The 17,202-nt window shown below is 44.2% G+C and carries 15 protein-coding genes; 2 read left to right on the top strand and 13 right to left on the bottom strand.

Annotation, left to right across the window (positions count from 1 at the left end; all coding sequences use genetic code 11):
• Positions 1-6 precede the first annotated feature (6 nt).
• The 11 genes from QY309_17560 to recG all read right to left on the bottom strand — a co-directional run bounded on the left by QY309_17560 (position 7) and on the right by recG (position 14,606).
• Positions 7-621 carry a redoxin domain-containing protein gene (locus QY309_17560; protein WKZ59653.1) on the bottom strand — a complete coding sequence of 205 codons (615 nt, stop codon included), beginning with the start codon at positions 619-621 and terminating at the stop codon, positions 7-9.
• A 175-nt stretch (positions 622-796) separates the two neighbouring features.
• Positions 797-2,086 carry a formimidoylglutamate deiminase gene (gene hutF, locus QY309_17555; GenBank protein ID WKZ59652.1) on the bottom strand — a complete coding sequence of 430 codons (1,290 nt, stop codon included), beginning with the start codon at positions 2,084-2,086 and terminating at the stop codon, positions 797-799.
• Between the two features lie 8 nt (positions 2,087-2,094).
• A complete protein-coding gene (locus tag QY309_17550; GenBank protein WKZ59651.1) occupies positions 2,095-2,901 on the bottom strand; it encodes an N-formylglutamate amidohydrolase in 807 nt (268 codons plus the stop codon).
• On the bottom strand, positions 2,901-3,164 hold the full coding sequence (locus QY309_17545; protein ID WKZ59650.1) for a hypothetical protein: 264 nt from the start codon (positions 3,162-3,164) through the stop codon (positions 2,901-2,903). Before QY309_17545 ends, QY309_17550 begins: the two co-directional genes overlap by 1 nt.
• Before the next feature lie 13 nt (positions 3,165-3,177).
• Positions 3,178-3,468 carry a hypothetical protein gene (locus QY309_17540; protein ID WKZ59649.1) on the bottom strand — a complete coding sequence of 97 codons (291 nt, stop codon included), beginning with the start codon at positions 3,466-3,468 and terminating at the stop codon, positions 3,178-3,180.
• Between the two features lie 12 nt (positions 3,469-3,480).
• Positions 3,481-4,743, bottom strand: coding sequence for a glycoside hydrolase family 3 protein (locus QY309_17535; GenBank protein WKZ59648.1), 1,263 nt, complete (start codon positions 4,741-4,743; stop codon positions 3,481-3,483).
• A 2-nt stretch (positions 4,744-4,745) separates the two neighbouring features.
• Complete coding sequence (locus tag QY309_17530; GenBank protein ID WKZ59647.1) at positions 4,746-6,050, bottom strand: D-alanyl-D-alanine carboxypeptidase; 1,305 nt, start codon at positions 6,048-6,050, stop codon at positions 4,746-4,748.
• Positions 6,047-6,568 carry a DinB family protein gene (locus QY309_17525; protein WKZ59646.1) on the bottom strand — a complete coding sequence of 174 codons (522 nt, stop codon included), beginning with the start codon at positions 6,566-6,568 and terminating at the stop codon, positions 6,047-6,049. Before QY309_17525 ends, QY309_17530 begins: the two co-directional genes overlap by 4 nt.
• Before the next feature lie 41 nt (positions 6,569-6,609).
• Positions 6,610-9,675 carry a PAS domain S-box protein gene (locus QY309_17520; GenBank protein WKZ59645.1) on the bottom strand — a complete coding sequence of 1,022 codons (3,066 nt, stop codon included), beginning with the start codon at positions 9,673-9,675 and terminating at the stop codon, positions 6,610-6,612.
• Between the two features lie 68 nt (positions 9,676-9,743).
• Positions 9,744-12,473, bottom strand: coding sequence for a triple tyrosine motif-containing protein (locus QY309_17515; protein WKZ59644.1), 2,730 nt, complete (start codon positions 12,471-12,473; stop codon positions 9,744-9,746).
• Positions 12,474-12,512: 39 nt separating this feature from the next.
• Positions 12,513-14,606, bottom strand: a complete 2,094-nt coding sequence (recG, locus tag QY309_17510) for an ATP-dependent DNA helicase RecG (GenBank protein WKZ59643.1) — start codon at positions 14,604-14,606, stop codon at positions 12,513-12,515.
• Positions 14,607-14,689: 83 nt separating this feature from the next.
• Here recG and QY309_17505 point away from each other — a divergent pair, with 83 nt between their 5' ends.
• Positions 14,690-15,001, top strand: a complete 312-nt coding sequence (locus QY309_17505) for a hypothetical protein (GenBank protein WKZ59642.1) — start codon at positions 14,690-14,692, stop codon at positions 14,999-15,001.
• A 1-nt stretch (position 15,002) separates the two neighbouring features.
• On the opposite strand, the gene QY309_17500 is transcribed toward QY309_17505, so the two are convergent.
• Entirely contained in the window at positions 15,003-15,398 is a 396-nt protein-coding gene (locus QY309_17500; GenBank protein WKZ59641.1) for a VOC family protein, read from the bottom strand.
• A gap of 4 nt (positions 15,399-15,402) precedes the next feature.
• Positions 15,403-16,353 (bottom strand): nitronate monooxygenase, encoded by a 951-nt coding sequence (locus tag QY309_17495; protein ID WKZ59640.1) that lies wholly within the window; start codon positions 16,351-16,353, stop codon positions 15,403-15,405.
• A gap of 348 nt (positions 16,354-16,701) precedes the next feature.
• Here QY309_17495 and QY309_17490 point away from each other — a divergent pair, with 348 nt between their 5' ends.
• The gene (locus tag QY309_17490) at positions 16,702-17,178 is read left to right on the top strand and encodes a TlpA disulfide reductase family protein (protein ID WKZ59639.1); all 477 of its coding nucleotides are present in this window, start codon (positions 16,702-16,704) and stop codon (positions 17,176-17,178) included.
• The last annotated feature ends 24 nt before the right edge of the window (positions 17,179-17,202 follow it).

The raw sequence follows: 17,202 nt of genomic DNA, 5'->3' as shown, positions 1-17,202 counted from the left end.
GGGTCGTTAAAAGAAATTCAATTGTGATGTTCGGTCCTCCTCTTCAAATGAGCAGCCGTACGCTTCTGTGGCAAAAAAATCAAACACGGGGGGATTTTGATTATTGAGTAGCGCCACCAACGCAAGCTCGGCATAGTTGCTGGCTTTGGTTGTGCAGTAACGCGACTTATTATAATTACCTCTGTAAAAAAGTTTTCCTTTACGATCAACCAACACCGCTTGTGGTGTGGCATATACACCATACGCATTGGCTATCTGCAGTTTATCGTCAACGAGGTATTGTTGCTCATCTCCAAATTCTGAAACGGCTTTACGCTTAGCGCCAAGGTTTGGAACAACAATATATAACTGTACACTGTCGCCATATTGTCGGATCAATGATTTCAAATGCTTGGCGTTGAAACGTGAACACGGACAATCCGGATTATAAAAGTGTAGAAACAACGGGCCCTCAGGAAGGTTGGAAAACTCGCGCAGAGAAACCACTTGACCCACCGGTATCGCTTTGTAGTTTGGCGGAACGGGTGTGGGCAAACTGTATTGATATTCCTGTTCCCAAAAAATGGCAGCAATACCACTAAAGCATGCTATCAGAAATATAATGGAGAGGGCAAGACGCATAATAATTACGGCACAAAAATACCTCGCTCAAATCAGTGAGATTGACCAAAGTACTACGTTATAAAATCAATGTAAGAAATTCAATTCCCATTACGAAAACAACCCCTAGCGGGCGGAAAACGAAATTAAATTCTGCATAACCCGTTGAATAATCCTTCAAAAAGGGCCAATTAAATCAAACAATCCACTTTCCATCAACCAAAGTACCCAGAATAGCCGATGAATCGGTCGTGTAGGTAATAGCAGAAAGCGCATGTGCAGCCCCGGCTTGTTTTAATAAGGGAGTATGTTCATTGTAAACAACTGCGTCCAAGGGCTGACCAACCTGAAAATAGGCCTGTATTTGATTCCCCATTGCTTTACGACCGGCAATGAGGGTCTTGTTAATCAACACCGATGCACCATCATCAAATGTATTTCTGCGATGGGTGGTGAACCGTTGGGCATAGTCGAGCCAACGTAAATCCTCCAATGGATTTAAACTGATGTGGCTGTCTGTTCCAATCGACCAACTGCCACCGTGCCTATAAAAATCGGTTAACCTGAAAATACCATCCCCAAGGTTGCCTTCCGTACCCGGACATAACACGGCATTTGCTCCTGATTTTGCCAGGCCTTCTACCTCACGATCATTCATATGTGTGCAATGCACCATGTGAAAGCGATCGTTAAGCGAAACGTTTTCCAACAGCCATTCGATGGGGCGCTTGCCTAGGTAGGCTAAGCAATCGTCAACTTCTTTTAGTTGTTCGGCAGCGTGCAAATGAAAAGGGATGTCTTTCGGGCCTTGTTCAACTGTTTTTATGATGTCGTGCGAATCAACTGCGCGGAGGGAGTGAACACCAAAGCCAAGTTTTGCGTTGGAAAATTTTGAAACCGCATGCGCGGTGTCATCCAGCAATTGAAAATAATCATCAATAGTTTGTGAGATGAACCTGCATTGTTGGGGTAGTGGATCCTTTCCAAAATTTCCTTTCTGATAAAATACGGGAACCAATGTAATTTTAATTCCCGAATTGGCGGCAGCGGAAAGTAATCGCTCACCCATCTCAGCCGGATTTGTATAAGGCTTCCCATTTTTATCATGATGGAGGTAGTGAAACTCAGCTACGTGTGTGTACCCCTTTTGCAGCATCTGCTTGTAGCACGCAGTAGCTACTTGTTCCATCTCATCGGGATTCATGCTCAAGGCACATTCGTACATGGCTTCGCGCCAACTCCAGAAATCATCGTTTGTACCTGGCTTATGTTTTTCGGCCATGCCGGCCATGCCGAATTGAAAAGCATGAGAATGTGCATTTTGGAAACCCGGCAACGCAAAACCGTTAATGTATTCAATAGAAACAGCGGGATCGGGCGGAGCAGTTGACAAGGATTGAATAATCCCCACGTCATCTATTTTAAGATAAACGTTTTGCAGCCAGCCTTCCTGTTGTAGTAAATATTTGAATTGAAAATATTTCATTTGTCAGATTATATTTTCACCAACCCATCAATCAACGCCTCCAACGTACGTTTCAACACTTCGCGCATTTTGTCTGCACGGGGGGGGTCGTATTTCATTTCACTATCATCCATGTATTGCACCTTACTCATCTCCAACTGTAACGCATGTTGATTGTCGGTTGGTTTGCCGTATTGGCGTGTGATGTACCCGCCTTTGAACGGATAATTATGTTGAAAGGAATATCCGGATGACTCGAGGTTACGAATGGCTGTTTCAATCAACCCCGGTGACGCGGATGTGCCATCGGCATCGCCTAAAATCAAATCCGGGAATTTCTCTTTGTGAATGGTGTGCACATATTGGCGGATGGAGTGACAATCCCATAACAACACCTGTCCAAACTGCTGCTTTGTTTCTTCTAATAATGCTTTCAGCTTTTGATGATACGGTTCATAATACAATTCTACCCTTCTGCTTACTTCCTGTTGATCAATTTCTGATCGCTCATCAACATAAATTAGGTTTCCAAAAAAATCGGTAGTAGGACACAACCCGGTTATGATGCGCCCATCCGAATACAACGGTTTGCTTTGTGGGTCGCGGTTCAGGTCAATCACCCAGCGACTGTACACGGCATGAATCAGGGTAATGCCCATAGCAGGTGCAAAATCATAAAGCTGATGTACAAACCAGTCCGTGTCGTCAGGTGATTGAATCAGCTCTTCTTTGTAATGAGATTTCAACTCATCAGGGAAGACTGTGCCACAATGCGGTACGCTTAATATTAACGGGACTTTATCCTGCGTAGGCGATACAACCTGAAAAGCCTGCATTACTTTCCTGATTTTTTCTTTAAGGCCTCTTCTGCGATTAATCTTTGTTGCTCCGCCTCTGTCTTGGCTGCTTCAGCCATTTTTACCATCTGTTGTAATTCCTTGTCCTTCTCCTCCAATCGCTTGTAGGCATCTTCCATATCCTGCAAAGCTTCTTCATACTTATCTTCCAATGTTGAAACGCGGTTCTGCTGGTAAAATCCGAATGCTGCTGCAGCCAGAAACAATACCAGTAAAATAATGGTGGTGAGTTTTGAGTTCATATGTATAGGTTAATTACTTCTTATTTTGCCTTGCTTGTTGCTCGGCTTTTATTGCCTCTTCTTGTGCACGTTGTGCCCTTACTAAATTTTCCTCCGCTCTTATTCTCTCTTGTTCTAGCTTCTCCTGCGCTTCCTTATAGGTCGCCTCACACTCCAACACTTTTGACATGAGTCGTTCTGATTCTGCCTTTTGTATGAGAGCATAAACCAAAAATAGTATTGAGAGAATAGTAAGCGCAGCAAACACGAATGCGGTTATCCGTGACCGCTTTAATGCTGTTTTATCGGGGGACGCGTTTTCCATTTGTTATTCGATTTAATCCTTTTTCTTTTTCTTCTTTTTTGATTTGCCCTGTTCGGCTTTCAGGTTTTCATAAAGCTCTTGGGCAACACGCTCCTGCTCCAAGGCAAGCTCCATATTTTTTCGTGACAACTCCTGCGCTTTAATCGCTTCGCGCTCTATCTTAATCATTCTTGCACGGTAGTAATCTGCCGTTATGCCGTTCAATCTTTTCTTCAATGCCATTACACGCTTGTACGATTCATCAATTCGCTCCGGTGTGATCACGCCATCCTGTACGAATTTACGAATTATGCGGTGCACCACATCAACCGTACGCTCCTGACTGCCAGAAATATTGTTGGAGAAAGTGAGAATATCCACTCCCGCCAGAATGGAAAGTCTGATGGCTTCTTCCAGTCCGTAGTGTTTTGCAATGGCGTGCATCTGCATATCGTCTGAAAACACAACGCCCCGGTACCCCAGCTCCTTTCTTAAAATGCCATTGATGATGGAAGAAGAAAGTGTTCCCGGATTCCCCTTCTCATCCAGTTTTTTATTTACAATGTGGGCAGTCATCACCGCATCTACAAAACCTTCATCAATCAATTTCTTATATGGAGTCAGCTCATCCTTGTTCCACGTTTGGGTAACATCGGCAATACCGAGGTGTGTGTCGTCTTTTGAGCTTCCGTGTCCGGGAAAATGCTTGAGCGTAGTGAGCACGCCAAGTTTATGATGCGCTTTAATAAATTCTTTCGCATACAACGCTACCGAATCCGGGTTAGCGGAGTATGCACGTTCCACTTTTGCAATGATCGGGTTTGTGGGATTGGATGCCAGATCCACAACCGGAGCAAAGTTCAAATTGATGCCTAAGCCCGCCAGTGTGGCGGCTGTAGTTTCACCATAAAACCGAACGGAGTCCAGCGGCATTTTACCCAATTGTGCTGCCGTTACCGATCGTGGGAAGCCATACTTTTCTTTCAGGCGATTCACTCTTCCGCCTTCCTGATCAATAGCAATCAGCAAGGGAATGGATGCGGCCTGCTGATACGTCCAGGTAATTTTCTTTAACGCGATGTAGGAATTCTTTGCCGGAATATTTTTCTCAAACAAAATGATTGATCCCACCTTTCCCTGCCGAACTTCCTCCAATACGGTATTATCTACTTCTGCTTTTGGAAAGCCGATCAAAATCATTTGCCCGATTTTTATATCCAGGCTATCGCGCACTTGTAAGGCGTGCGTTGAAAGTGTCAGCGCCAAAAACAATATCATTAAACCAATTTTTCTCATGCTTAAAAGTTGTCGTGTATTTGTTTTAAAACTTTTTCCATCTCGGCCCGCACCTCACTTGCCGGCACCGTGTAATTGCCATTCATGTAACTGAAAATGAGGGTACGACCTTTTTTGGTTATCAGATAACCGCTTAAAATATGATTGTTACTCAACGTGCCGGTTTTACCATAAATGTAAGGCGGATCATTCTTATAATAATTTCTTATCGTTCCGGCTTTGCCGCCAATGGCCAGCAACGGAAACAACCGATCGCGGTCTACACTGGCGTACAATTTCTCCCACAGCTTCACCACGCTTCGTGGTGTAAATAAATTGTTGCGCGACAGACCAGAACCATCCAGCCAAACCGGATTATCCGGTAAATCCTTCAGGTAATTCTCTTTTACATGGCGAATGGCGATTTCCGGCCTGAGTGAATCGCTTAACACCCATGAGCATACCAACAGTAATTGCTCGGCCAAAAAATTATCGCTCGCCTGCATCATCACTTTGTAGACACTGTCGGCAGGCGTGCTGTAAAACAATTTACGATTGGTAGCTGATAGTCGGGTGTTTGTTAAATACACAGGTTGTTTTAAGGTATCCGACAATAAGTCGGCTGTAACCAAATCACCGGTTCTGAACGGAACCCTCCATTGCCGTCCATCAACCGCTACACGACCCGGATAAAAATCAGTTCGGTTAGATCCGATTTCGCGCACGAAGCTTGACGCACGCATGGCGCTGTCTGCCAACCAAAAATATTTCTTGAAATAAGGCGGGTTCACACGAATGCCGGAAGCCGTTGGTTGGGTAACGGTGTACATGTTGCCAAACATGGGAAATGCTGAACGCTCGGGCGAGTAGGAATATTGGTAATCATTCCACGCCCAACCCCGGCCTAATGGTGTGGTGTGAAAATTACCCCCCGCATAATACAAATCCTTTCCACTGTTCTTTAAAAATTCATAGGCGCGACTATTTCCAAAAACATCATTGTATAAAAAAGAAGGATCGCCCGTTCCGGAAAAAATTAGTGAGTCACCTTGCACCACATATTGCAGCGCAGGTATGGAATCACCCAACAGGTTAAGGGAAGCAAACAAGGTGAAGATTTTTGTGTTAGATGCCGGAATGAAGTACCGGTCACCATTATACGAGAAGATGGTTTTCTGCTCTTGCGGATCATAGAGCACAAAGCCCGTATTGTCCTGAAACTTCGATTCGATTTCCTGGAACTGCTTGGTAAGCTTTGGTGTAGAAACCGGAGAACAGGCCGCCTGTACAATCAGCACAGCCAGCATAATAAAATTGAAATACTTCATGCAGGATTAAGATAGCGTTGTTTTAAAATGGAACAATGGTGTGCTTCATGTCCGGCTATGATGTAGCCGATGTTGACAACCGAAATCAGGCTATTGTTGGCTGTGCCGGTGCGCTGCAACATTTCCGGAGTGAAGCTGGCGAATAAGTCGATTGTTGTTGCCCTTAGGTTTTGCATTTCGCGAGCAAGCTGCTCCAGCGTACGGGCATGCGCATTAGCTTGCGGTGCATAGTCATTCTCTTCAAATCCTGCCAACGGAGTATGGTCATTGCGGGCAAACCTTAGTGCCCGATAGGCAAAAATCCGTTCGGCATCCATCATATGGCAGATTAATTCCTTGATGCTCCATTTCCCATCGGCATAACGATACACTCCCCGCTCTTCAGGAATTCCCTTAATCAGGTTTTGAGCAGCTTCGGCAGAAGCCTTCAATGCAGGCAACAGCTCTTGTTGCTCCACAAACGAAACATAGTTTCTATAAAAGGGTGGAAGGGTATTAAAATCGGGTGAGGTTTTCATGGATTAAAGTAAAGAAATAAGTGACAAGGTTCTGCGCTGTGTTACGATTTTTCTTTTTGCTTCTTTACATGATTAGGTAAAGTCAGTGTAATGGATGTGCCTTTTTCGAATTTACTTTTTACTGAAATTGTGCCTTTCAATTTTTCAACTCCCTGTTTCACAATGTACATACCCAACCCTGACCCCTGCGAGTTCTCTGTAGCCCTGTAAAACATATCGAATATCCGGGAAGCGTGCTCTTCACGAATTCCAATACCGTTGTCTTTAATGACTATAATTGCTTGCTGAGGAGTAACATTTGCCGTAATGCGCAACGTGCTCCTGACATTAGGATTATAATATTTGTATGCATTTGAAATAATATTACCGATTATAATTTTGATGCGGACAGGGTCGCTGACGAAGGGGATATCCAATCCAACGAAATTGCTGATAACCTGTACGGCCGAAAAATTATCGAGGTACTCCAGCTCCTGAATACATTCCTGAACCACAACTTCAAGGTTTACTACTTCATATCCTGCTTCATCACGGCTAACGCGCGCGTAATTGAGCATGGATTTAATAAACTCATCAAGTTTCTTTATACGCCCTTCAATCTTTTCAATATAAATTTTATGGCTTGCTTCCGAATCCATCCTGGCCAGGTTTACCAAACCCAAAATGGAGCTAAGCGGTGAACGTAGATCATGCGATGTTTTATACATGATCTGATCCAACTCAAAGTTGCGTTCCGAAAGCTCTTCCAGGGTTGCTTTCAATTCCTCCTCCTGGGCTGCCAGTTGCTGATTTTGTTGAACCAAGGTTTCGTTAAGCACCCGCAGTTTTTGCTCTGTTCGTTTGCGCTGTGTTATATCGCGAACAAAAAGTGTTATCCCGATTATCTTATTTGTATTATCCCTTATGGGGTTGATTAAAGCTTCAACAAATGTTTCTCTCATTCCCAGCTCAATCAGTACAGGCTTACCCTTTAATGCCCGCTTCAAATGTGGCAACGCCTTTTGCACAATTGGCTTCGGAAGATTTTTTATAAAACTATCGCCTGGCCGAATTTCAGTTCCAGCAATACGCTTTATGTTCTGCACATGACTCTCATTAAACAACACGTAATTTAGCTTGTCATCAAGTGCAATAATCCGATCAGTAGTACTTTGCAGTACGCCTTGAAGTGTGGCGTTTGAGTGGCTCAGTGCTTGTTGCGTATCCATCATCTCGGTGATGTCGCGTACGAATACCGCCACACCATCTACTTTGCCTTGTTTGTTGAAAATCGGGTTGTAAGTGGTCTGGATCCACCGGTTCTTATATCGTGAGTGATTTACCTGGTGAAGCGAAATGTGATTTTCACCTTTCATAGCCTTCCGCAACTCCAAAACCAACCACTTCTCCTCGGCAGTTCCCTTAATGTACTCCAGGTTATTGTCGCCAACTTTAATTTCTGCACCATATAGCAATCGAGCCATGCGCGCATGATTGCGATTAAATGCCGTGTAACAGTAGTTGCGATCTAACGCATAAATGGACTCGCGCGTGCTCTCCATTATGCCGCGCAGGTTGGCGTTAAGTTTCAGGATTTCATCTTCAACTTTTTGGATTTCGGTAACATCCATAATAAACCCGATCACAAAACGCTCACCTTTGTCGTTAACGTACCGCGATTTGAATGTAAGGAGGTTTCGTGTGTTGCCGCGCTTGGTGGTTACCGTTTCGCGATTAAGTACCACTGCCCCTGTACGCAACACTTCATTGTCTACTTTCCAGAAAACCTTATACTCCTTTGCCGGAAGAAAGTCTTTGTCGGTTTTTCCTTGCAGATCTTTCGCTGATCGGTTCATGAAGGAACAAAAGGCTTCGTTGAACATGATCCACCGGTGGTTCTTGTCCTTAACAAAAATGGGTGCGGCCACCGTGTTCATCACATTGCTAAGAAAGGTCTGCGACTCCTGCAGCTTCATTTCCGACTCTTTCTGCTGTGTTATGTCACGAATGGCTCCATCAATAATTTTTCTTTTGCCTCTTTTCTCCGTGATTTGAATGCTGGAGACGGAACCCCAAAATGTTTCTCCATTCACTTTCCTGAAAAGCGCCTCCACATTTTGAACCTGACCATCTCTTGCCATCAACATCCTTACTTTTTCATAATGTTTACGATCCGCATAAAGCTGGCGGGGTTTAATCTTATTCAACTCTTCAAGCGAGTGAAAGCCAAACATTTTGAGAAATGCCCGGTTCGCATAATCAAATTGCTTTCCCGGAATGTTGCGATAAATACCTTCAGCAATGTTCAGGTTTATGCTGCTGAGTAAATGCTGTGTGGCCAGCAAATTTGATTCTGCTTCTTTCTGTTTGGAAATATCCCTGACCGAACCCACAAACAGATTTCCTCCATTTACATCCTTAAATACTGATAGGCTGATCAGGCCCCAGAATATCTCTCCATTCTTTCTTCTAAAAAGCGCTTCTAGACTTTTTATACTACTCGGGGCTTTCAATCGACTTATTCTGTTCCAGGCCTTTCGCTCAGCAAAAAGCTGGTGAGGCTTAATGCTATTCAGGTCTTGCAGAGAAGGATAGCCGGTGATTTTTAAAAACGAATTATTGACGTATTGGAATTTCTTTCGGGGAATGCCGAGAAAGATTCCATCAGAAATATTTTCACTTAGCAGGCTGAACAATCGCTGCGATTCTGTAGCCCGATTGATCGCATCCACCCGATCATGTACATTTCGAAAATTGGAAACGATGCCACGAACCTCAGGGTTATGCAAAAGATTGGTTAACGTATACTCACACCAGATGTAGGTCCCCTTTTTAGTAATAAAGCGTTGCGTTAGTGAAATGCTTTTTCCATGGCTCAGTAAAACTTTACGAAAAGCATCGCGGGCAGCTTCTCGCTCGGAAGGGTGAATAAAGTGATCTCCTTTTTTTCCGATAAGATCAAAGGGCGTAAACCCGCCAACCCTTTTTACCGATGCGCTGGCAAACTGAACTACGCCCTGGCCATCATACAACACCACACCATCATAGGCGTGCTCAAGCAGCGCCTTGTAGCGGCTTGCCGATAGGCTTCCCGGGATAGGTTTAGTATCGATTTTCTTACTGCGCACACGAAACGGTTCAGTCCAATCACTGTTGAAGAAAGCTTAATTTAATGAAAAATCCGGAGAAGTGCGATTCAGACGGTTTCCTCCGTAGAAGCAGAAGATTTGGTTTCCACTGCGGCTGGTTCAGGTTCTTTTTCGGTTTCGGTTTCCTCAGCTTGTGCATAGCCCCCTCGTTTATCGATAGACCGAAGCATGAATTTTCGCAAAAACAATTCTGCCGGAAGAATCAGGAATGCAATTCCGACCTGCACAAGAAACTCAACCACCGGACTACTATCGGTAACAAACGTTGAGCCTGCTGCCGTTTGAATAAACTCGATGAGAATGATGATGGAAAGCAAGGATAAAACCATGCTGACATAGCGAAACCGGTTGCTTAGTCTGAATGAGAGTATCACCAACGTTGCAAAAATCACAAACTCAAGTGCATAAAACCATGAACGCTTCCAATACGGAGGAAGAACCTCCATAAGCACCGGATCCAGTTCTGTTATCCGGCCGAAAATATCTTTAGCCTGAACCTTTAATGCGTACTCACCGGTTGGCAAATAAGGTATATCAATCTGGTTATTGCTTGCTGACCATTCCGTCCAGGTTGGATTCAGTCCCTCAAGAAAATACCGGTACTCAATAGATCGCGCCCCAATGTAATCGGGCTTTACTACTGTGAAATGCAAGGCACTATTTTCCTGATCAATCCGAAGTTTATTTTTTCTGATCTCAATATTTTCTTGCTCCATACTTCGAAGAAATAATGGAAAAGAAGTTTCATACGGTTGAAGTTTCTTGGTGTCGAATTGAAGCAACTCATTGTTTCCGGTAATGATCCAAAGATTATCAGATGAACGATCGACAGAAACAAAACGTATTTCTGCAAACAAATTCAACAAATCTACTCCCGCATTTTGATTTGATTCACCCAACACAAACCAGCCATGATCATCATTAAACCACACCCTATTTGATTCAGTGAAATATACCTCTGGTTGTGGCAACGAGTCGATGGCAACAAGTGCTGACCCGGAAGTGTTGAGGTTGAAAAATCCGGAAGAGGTAACAACCAAGGGTTGGCCGTCAACACTGGTTCCGATAATCCGATCAAATCGGGCATTTGGCACGGAATAATTCTGAATAGCTTGTGCTGTATCAATAGCTATGCGATAAACGCGATCCAGACCGCACAACCAAAATGCTTTTCCGGGCTCATCAAACACATAATTTATCGGCTCTTCAATGCCTTTGATCAATCGTGTTTCGAACCACTGGTTCCCCTCCGAAACAAATTCATGAATTTTATCATCATAGGTAGAGATGATTACCTTTCCTGCTGCGGCTGATGCATAAAGATACCGCGTGGGATAATCCAGTACGGGAATAATTTTTTCGTTGGTAATTTCATTTACTCCGTTTAGTCCGGCCGATAGTAATCTTCCATTCCAGACAACAAGCTGTGTTACTTTGGCATCAATCCCCTCAAGCTTTTTATAGGAATAATGTGAGGATCGCAATATGCGCTTTGTTCGCTTCTCTCTCCGATAGGTAACGCCTCCTGCTTCGGAGGGTGCGCCCGTTGCTGGCGCCTGGTTAACAACCTCTTCCTCCGGTTTCTTTTTTCGTAGAAATGCGAACAACCCTCCCTTGCGTTCAGGCTTTACTTCAACTACCGGAGGTTCTTCTGCTTTCTGTTGCGTTGTCCGTTTCGATCTGATAGGAATGTCAACATAGTAGGTTATTTCATCATAGAACTCCTCTTTAACGAGTTTATATAAACCTAATGAGGTGCCCACATACACTTCATCATTATAACGGGTAGCGCACAATAGGTTTCCTTGCAATCCGGCATAGTAGCGGTACGACCGGAAAGGTAAATACGGAGCAATGCGTGTAAATCCGTATGTGTGTGCTGCCCAGATATGTTGATGACGATCTTTTGCCAACATGTAAATTTCATTGTCGGGCAAACCTGTGCTGTAATTAATTATCTCTTCCGTTGCGCCTGTTGCAGTATTGATAAAAACTACTCCGCCCCGCAACGTACCAAGTGCCACCAAATCTTTATTTACCCAAGTTGCATTTACAAAAACACTGGCCGATAGATATGCAGCATCTGCTATTGTGATCTCGCGAAGCGTCATATCCTCTTCACATAAAAACAATCGATTGTCTGCGGTGCCCAACAAATACTGATTTTCGTGCCGCTCAGCAAACACAAGTGCGGTTGTATCTTTCAGTAAGCTGGCCGGCACCATTGAGTTTTTTCCCAACGTAAACATGCCCCGACTTTCCGTGCTTACAAAAATGTTTCCGAAGATTTCATGCAGACCCAGCCAATCATCTTCTTCGTTCGAGGCAAGATGGGTCACTTCATCGCGGGAAGAAGAGTATACAAAAAAATGACTATCGCCTAAAAAATAAAGCTGATCGTTGATGGCAAGCATCTGAAAGATATTCTGGCCATTAGCCTCTTCATAAATCGGTACATAACGGGTATTTCCAAACGGATCAATCTCAATTTTTCCAAACCCACGCGATCCGGCCACATACAATTGATTGTTAAAAATTTCAAGTGCATACACCGCACCTGATGTGCGAATGACATCCCATGTTCGTCCATCAAAACGAAGCACGCCACCCTGAATGGCAAAATAGAATAAGCCACGGTCGTCCTGGGCGATATCAAAGCAAACATTGTTGTTGAAGTGCTCTTTGCCCGGAATGAAATGCGATAAAAAGTAATTGCCTGTCTGTGCCGAAACAAACAGCGAACTAACCAAGCAAAACGCAAGAATCTTACCTTTCATCACTCTAGCCGAAAAACAAAGTTAATAATTCCCGCTCGCTTAACTGATGCGGCTCCAGTTAACTACCGATTTTCGCATGCGCGCTACCTGCTCGCGGATTACCTGATTGTCGGAATGCTTTAAATCAGGGTCTTTTTCAAGGATTTCGATTGCCGTTTCGCGGGCAGCCTGTAACAGTTTTGTGTCTTTACCCAGGTCAGCGATTAACAAATCCAACACGCCACTTTGCTGTGTACCCATCAAATCGCCCGGGCCACGCAATTGCAGATCGGTTTCAGCAATTTCAAAACCATTGTTGGTGCGCACCATGGTTTCGATTCGCTTTTTGGAATCGGTTGAGAGTTTGAAGCTCGTCATTAAAATACAATACGATTGCTCTGCTCCGCGCCCCACGCGTCCACGCAACTGGTGCAGTTGTGAAAGTCCGAATCGCTCAGCATTTTCAATCACCATTACCGATGCATTGGGCACATCAACACCTACTTCAATTACGGTAGTGGCCACCATAATGCTGGTTTCGCCTTTTGCGAAGCGCGCCATCTCATATTCCTTCGCATCCGGCTTCATTTTTCCATGCACAATGCTGATAGCCTCATCCGGGAAGGCGCGACAAATACTTTCGTAACCGTCCATTAAATGTTTGAGATCAAGTTTTTCTGATTCTTCAATGAGCGGGTACACAATGTACACTTGCCTGCCTGCTTTAATTTGTTGTTTCAAAAATCCATTTACTTCGAGGCGGTGCGAATCATACTTATGAATAGTTTTGATCGGCTTTCTGCCTGAAGGTAATTCATCAATCACCGAAACATCCAGGTCGCCATACAGTGTCATCGCTAACGTGCGTGGAATAGGTGTGGCCGTCATCACCAGCACGTGCGGGTACACATCTTTATTTTTGCTCCAAAGTTTGGATCGTTGTGCTACACCAAACCGATGTTGTTCATCAATAATGGCAAGGCCCAGGTTTTTAAACTGAACTTCTTCTTCCAGTAGTGCATGTGTGCCGATGAGAATCCGTAACGATCCTTCGCGCAAGCCTTGATGAATTTCCTTCCGTGCTGCTTTTTTTGTTGAGCCAGTAAGCAATGCAATGGTGATATGCATCTGCTCGGCAAATTTGCTCAGCGTTTTAAAATGTTGTTGTGCCAGAATTTCCGTTGGCGCCATCAATGCACATTGGGCATTTCCGCCCAGCGCAATCAGCATGCACACAAATGACACTATGGTTTTGCCGCTCCCCACATCGCCTTGCAGTAACCTGTTCATTTGTTTTCCCGAGCGCATGTCGGCATAAATTTCTTTGATCACACGCTTTTGCGCGTTGGTAAGTTGAAATGGTAAGTGCTCGTTATAAAATTGTGTAAGCACTGCTGCATCGGTAAACGCCTGTCCACGATATTTTTCTTTGCGCACCAATTTTAACTTGAGCAAGCGCAACTGAATATAAAAAAGCTCTTCGAATTTTAATCGTTGTTGTGCTTGCGCAAGGCGTTGGTGATTTTCGGGGAAATGAATGTGCCGCATTGCCGCTCGCTTATCCATCAGTTTAAACCGTTTGATGATGGACTCCGGAAGCGTTTCGTGTATGTTGTTTTTGGCAAGTACCAACAACTCCTGTTGTAACTTAACAAGTGCCTTGCTGTCGAGGTAGCGCTTGCGCAAAGTTTCCGTTACCGGATAAACGGGTTGCAAAAATCCACCCATTTCATTTTTCGTTGTCAGCACTTCCACTTCGGGGTGGGCAATGCTAAATCGCTTTCCATATTTTGAGGGCTTACCGAATGCTACATACTCAATACCGGGCTGAACTTTCTCCAGCATCCATTTAATGCCTTGAAACCACACCAGCTCCATTTCTCCGGTATCATCGACCAGGTACGCCACCAGCCTCTTTCGGGCTCCAACGCCAATAATTTCCTTTTTGGTAACCTTACCCTTTACCTGCACAAAAGGCATTTCTTCGGTTAATTCCTTTATGGAATAAAAGCGGGTACGATCTTCATACCGAAAAGGATAATGCTGAATGAGATCACCAAACGTGAAAATGTTCAGTTGCTTGTTCAGCAATGCCGATCGTTGGGGGCCAACGCCTTTCAGAAACTCAATGGGTGTATCAAAAAATCCGGGCATGCTGATCGTAGCACAAAAAAATAAAAATTAACCTGAAGTTAACGATAGAACGTGTTAAACCTTAGCGAGAAAAATTGATCTAAGTGCGCAAAGGTTACTATTTTTACGCACCCGATATTCAGGAAATGATGATTGTGAAGCCGAGCTTATACCGAGGAATTGAATTTGTTTGTGTGACTGATCTGCCCGAGGAACAGCAAATACTGCTGCAATCCTCCCCACAATATCCCGAACGTATTAATATTCTTATTGAAGGAGAAATCAAACGAAACTGCATTCAATACCCTGCCTACGCACAGTGGTTTCAGGATGTGTATAAAACTTCAGTAGCACAAGCACCGGCCGTTAAACAGAAAGAGACCGCCAGTTCTGATTTGGTCTTACAGAAAGCCTAAGTCAATCGGGCCAGATTCCGGTTTGTGGAACAATCTCCAATACATTGCCCGCAGGGTCTTCAAAGTAAAACGACTTCTTCCCGCTCTGCCAGGTAACTTCTTCTGTAATTTCTATTCCTTTGCTTTTTATCCAAGCCTTGGCCTTTTCATAGTCTTTGTCTTCCACCTCAAATGCAAAATGCTGTTTGCCCCCGCCATAATGCGCAGGCGGACTCACCTTATACCTTGAATCTTCCGGATTAAACAGGAGCAGCACGGATGATCCCGCTTTAAAAAACAGATGTTTTCCTTCCAGGTAACTGATCATTGGTAGTTCCAGCACATCGGCATAAAATGTTTTGGCTTGCGCCAGATCGGTTACATACAAGCAAGTCTCTTTAATTTTAAGAAAATTCATCTTACTAACGCTGACAAAGTTCTCTTTTCAATGTCTGATACTCATTCCAGATTTCAGTAAGAATTTCAGCTGCGGGTTTTACTTCACGAATGGCAGCTGCCACCTGACCGATCTCCAATTCGCCCTCATCCAGGTCGCCTTCAAACATGCCTTTCTTTGCACGAGCCCTGCCCAGTAATTGTTTCATTTCTTCCACACTTGCCCCACGTTGCTCTGCCTCCACTACCTGTTGAAAAAATTTATTGCGCACCAGACGTACCGGAGTAAGTTGCTTCATGGTGAGTAACGTATCGCCTTCACCGGCATCCACTATCACCTGCTTGAATTTTTCATGAGCAGAAGATTCGGCACTGGCAGCAAACCGGCTACCGATTTGAACGCCATCCGCGCCAAGTACTTCGGCTGCCAGCATGCCGCGGCCGGTTGCAATACCCCCGGCTGCAATCAACGGAATAGAAACGGCTTCGCGCACAAGTGGAATCAACACAAATGTTGTGGTTTCTTCCCTTCCGTTGTGTCCACCTGCTTCAAAGCCTTCGGCAACTACCGCATCAACACCGGCCTGCTCTGCTTTTTTGGCAAACTTTACGCTGGAAACCACATGCACTACAGTTATCCCCTTTTCTTTCAGATAGCCGGTCCATGTTGCGGGGTTACCAGCTGAAGTAAACACAATCTTCACTCCTTCCTCCACAATTATGTTCATCAGCTTATCGATCTGTGGATAGAGCAAGGGCACATTTACTCCAAATGGTTTATTGGTCGCGGCCTTGCATTTACGAATATGCTCCTGAAGAACCTCCGGGTACATAGATCCTGAGCCGATAAGCCCCAATCCTCCGGCATTGCTGACTGCTGAAGCCAGCCGCCAGCCACTGCACCAGATCATACCCGCTTGTATAACCGGAACCTCAATGTTGAAAAGTTGGCAAACCCTGTTTGTTGAATTTTTCATGGGCAAAAAATAGCGAAAACACCCTTGAATACTACGCTACAAATCTGAATATCTGCGATTTAGAATTCAGCCGAATTCATGGGCGGTTTTTCTTATGGAAAAAAGTTGTCCACAAAGAATAGATTGATTTTATACAACGTAAGTAACTAATAATTAGACACTTAACACGAAATATTGCGGTAATGTGGATAACTGCTCCATTTTGTGGAATTCTTTTCTCGGCTTCTTTTATAGTCTGCTAAGTGCTTGAATTTTAGCTATTTTGCGCTCCATCAACCAGAAACCCTACGCGGGGTTTTTGAGGCTAAAAACAGGAACAACTTTTGCCATTAAGCAGTTAAATACCTCATGAGAAAGCTACTATTGATACTCGGTCTTGTTCTACCTATTGGCTTGTATGCCCAACAGCAGGCAGAAATAGTGAAGCTGAAGCAATTACAAGATCACATTAACCGTGAAACGGATAATATCAAGATCATTAACTTCTGGGCTACCTGGTGTGCTCCATGCATTAAAGAAATGCCTTTGTTCGAAAAGATCGGGGCTGAGCGGAAGGATGTGGAAGTTACCCTGGTAAGTCTCGACCTGGACCTGAATCCCAAGCCTGAAACAGTTTATCGTTTTGTTGACCGGAAAAAACTACAATCCAAGGTGATTATTCTGGATGAAAAAGACCCCAACGTATGGATCAACCAGATAGAAAAGGGCTGGTCGGGGGCCATACCGGCTACCATAATCATTAACGGAAAAACCGGTCAAAGAAAATTTGTTGAAAAGGAGCTTCACGAAGGCGACCTTGAGAAACTTATTGCTGAAATTTTGTAACAACCTCAAAAAAACCAATATGAA

The organism is Cyclobacteriaceae bacterium (assembly GCA_030584025.1).
In the GTDB taxonomy this organism is placed as follows: Bacteria; Bacteroidota; Bacteroidia; order Cytophagales; family Cyclobacteriaceae; genus UBA2336.
The sequence above is the reverse complement of the archived record's forward strand: the minus strand, read 5'-3'. Positions and strand labels throughout refer to the sequence as shown.

Excerpts from the sequence above, each read along its gene's own strand:
- QY309_17560 (WKZ59653.1), bottom strand. The coding sequence starts at position 621 with ATGCGTCTTGCCCTCTCCATTATATTTCTGATAGCATGCTTTAGTGGT.
- hutF (WKZ59652.1), bottom strand. The coding sequence starts at position 2,086 with ATGAAATATTTTCAATTCAAATATTTACTACAACAGGAAGGCTGGCTG.
- QY309_17550 (WKZ59651.1), bottom strand. The coding sequence starts at position 2,901 with ATGCAGGCTTTTCAGGTTGTATCGCCTACGCAGGATAAAGTCCCGTTA.
- QY309_17545 (WKZ59650.1), bottom strand. The coding sequence starts at position 3,164 with ATGAACTCAAAACTCACCACCATTATTTTACTGGTATTGTTTCTGGCT.
- QY309_17540 (WKZ59649.1), bottom strand. The coding sequence starts at position 3,468 with ATGGAAAACGCGTCCCCCGATAAAACAGCATTAAAGCGGTCACGGATA.
- QY309_17535 (WKZ59648.1), bottom strand. The coding sequence starts at position 4,743 with ATGAGAAAAATTGGTTTAATGATATTGTTTTTGGCGCTGACACTTTCA.
- QY309_17530 (WKZ59647.1), bottom strand. The coding sequence starts at position 6,050 with ATGAAGTATTTCAATTTTATTATGCTGGCTGTGCTGATTGTACAGGCG.
- QY309_17525 (WKZ59646.1), bottom strand. The coding sequence starts at position 6,568 with ATGAAAACCTCACCCGATTTTAATACCCTTCCACCCTTTTATAGAAAC.
- QY309_17515 (WKZ59644.1), bottom strand. The coding sequence starts at position 12,473 with ATGAAAGGTAAGATTCTTGCGTTTTGCTTGGTTAGTTCGCTGTTTGTT.
- recG (WKZ59643.1), bottom strand. The coding sequence starts at position 14,606 with ATGCCCGGATTTTTTGATACACCCATTGAGTTTCTGAAAGGCGTTGGC.
- QY309_17500 (WKZ59641.1), bottom strand. The coding sequence starts at position 15,398 with ATGAATTTTCTTAAAATTAAAGAGACTTGCTTGTATGTAACCGATCTG.
- QY309_17495 (WKZ59640.1), bottom strand. The coding sequence starts at position 16,353 with ATGAAAAATTCAACAAACAGGGTTTGCCAACTTTTCAACATTGAGGTT.
- QY309_17490 (WKZ59639.1), top strand. The coding sequence starts at position 16,702 with ATGAGAAAGCTACTATTGATACTCGGTCTTGTTCTACCTATTGGCTTG.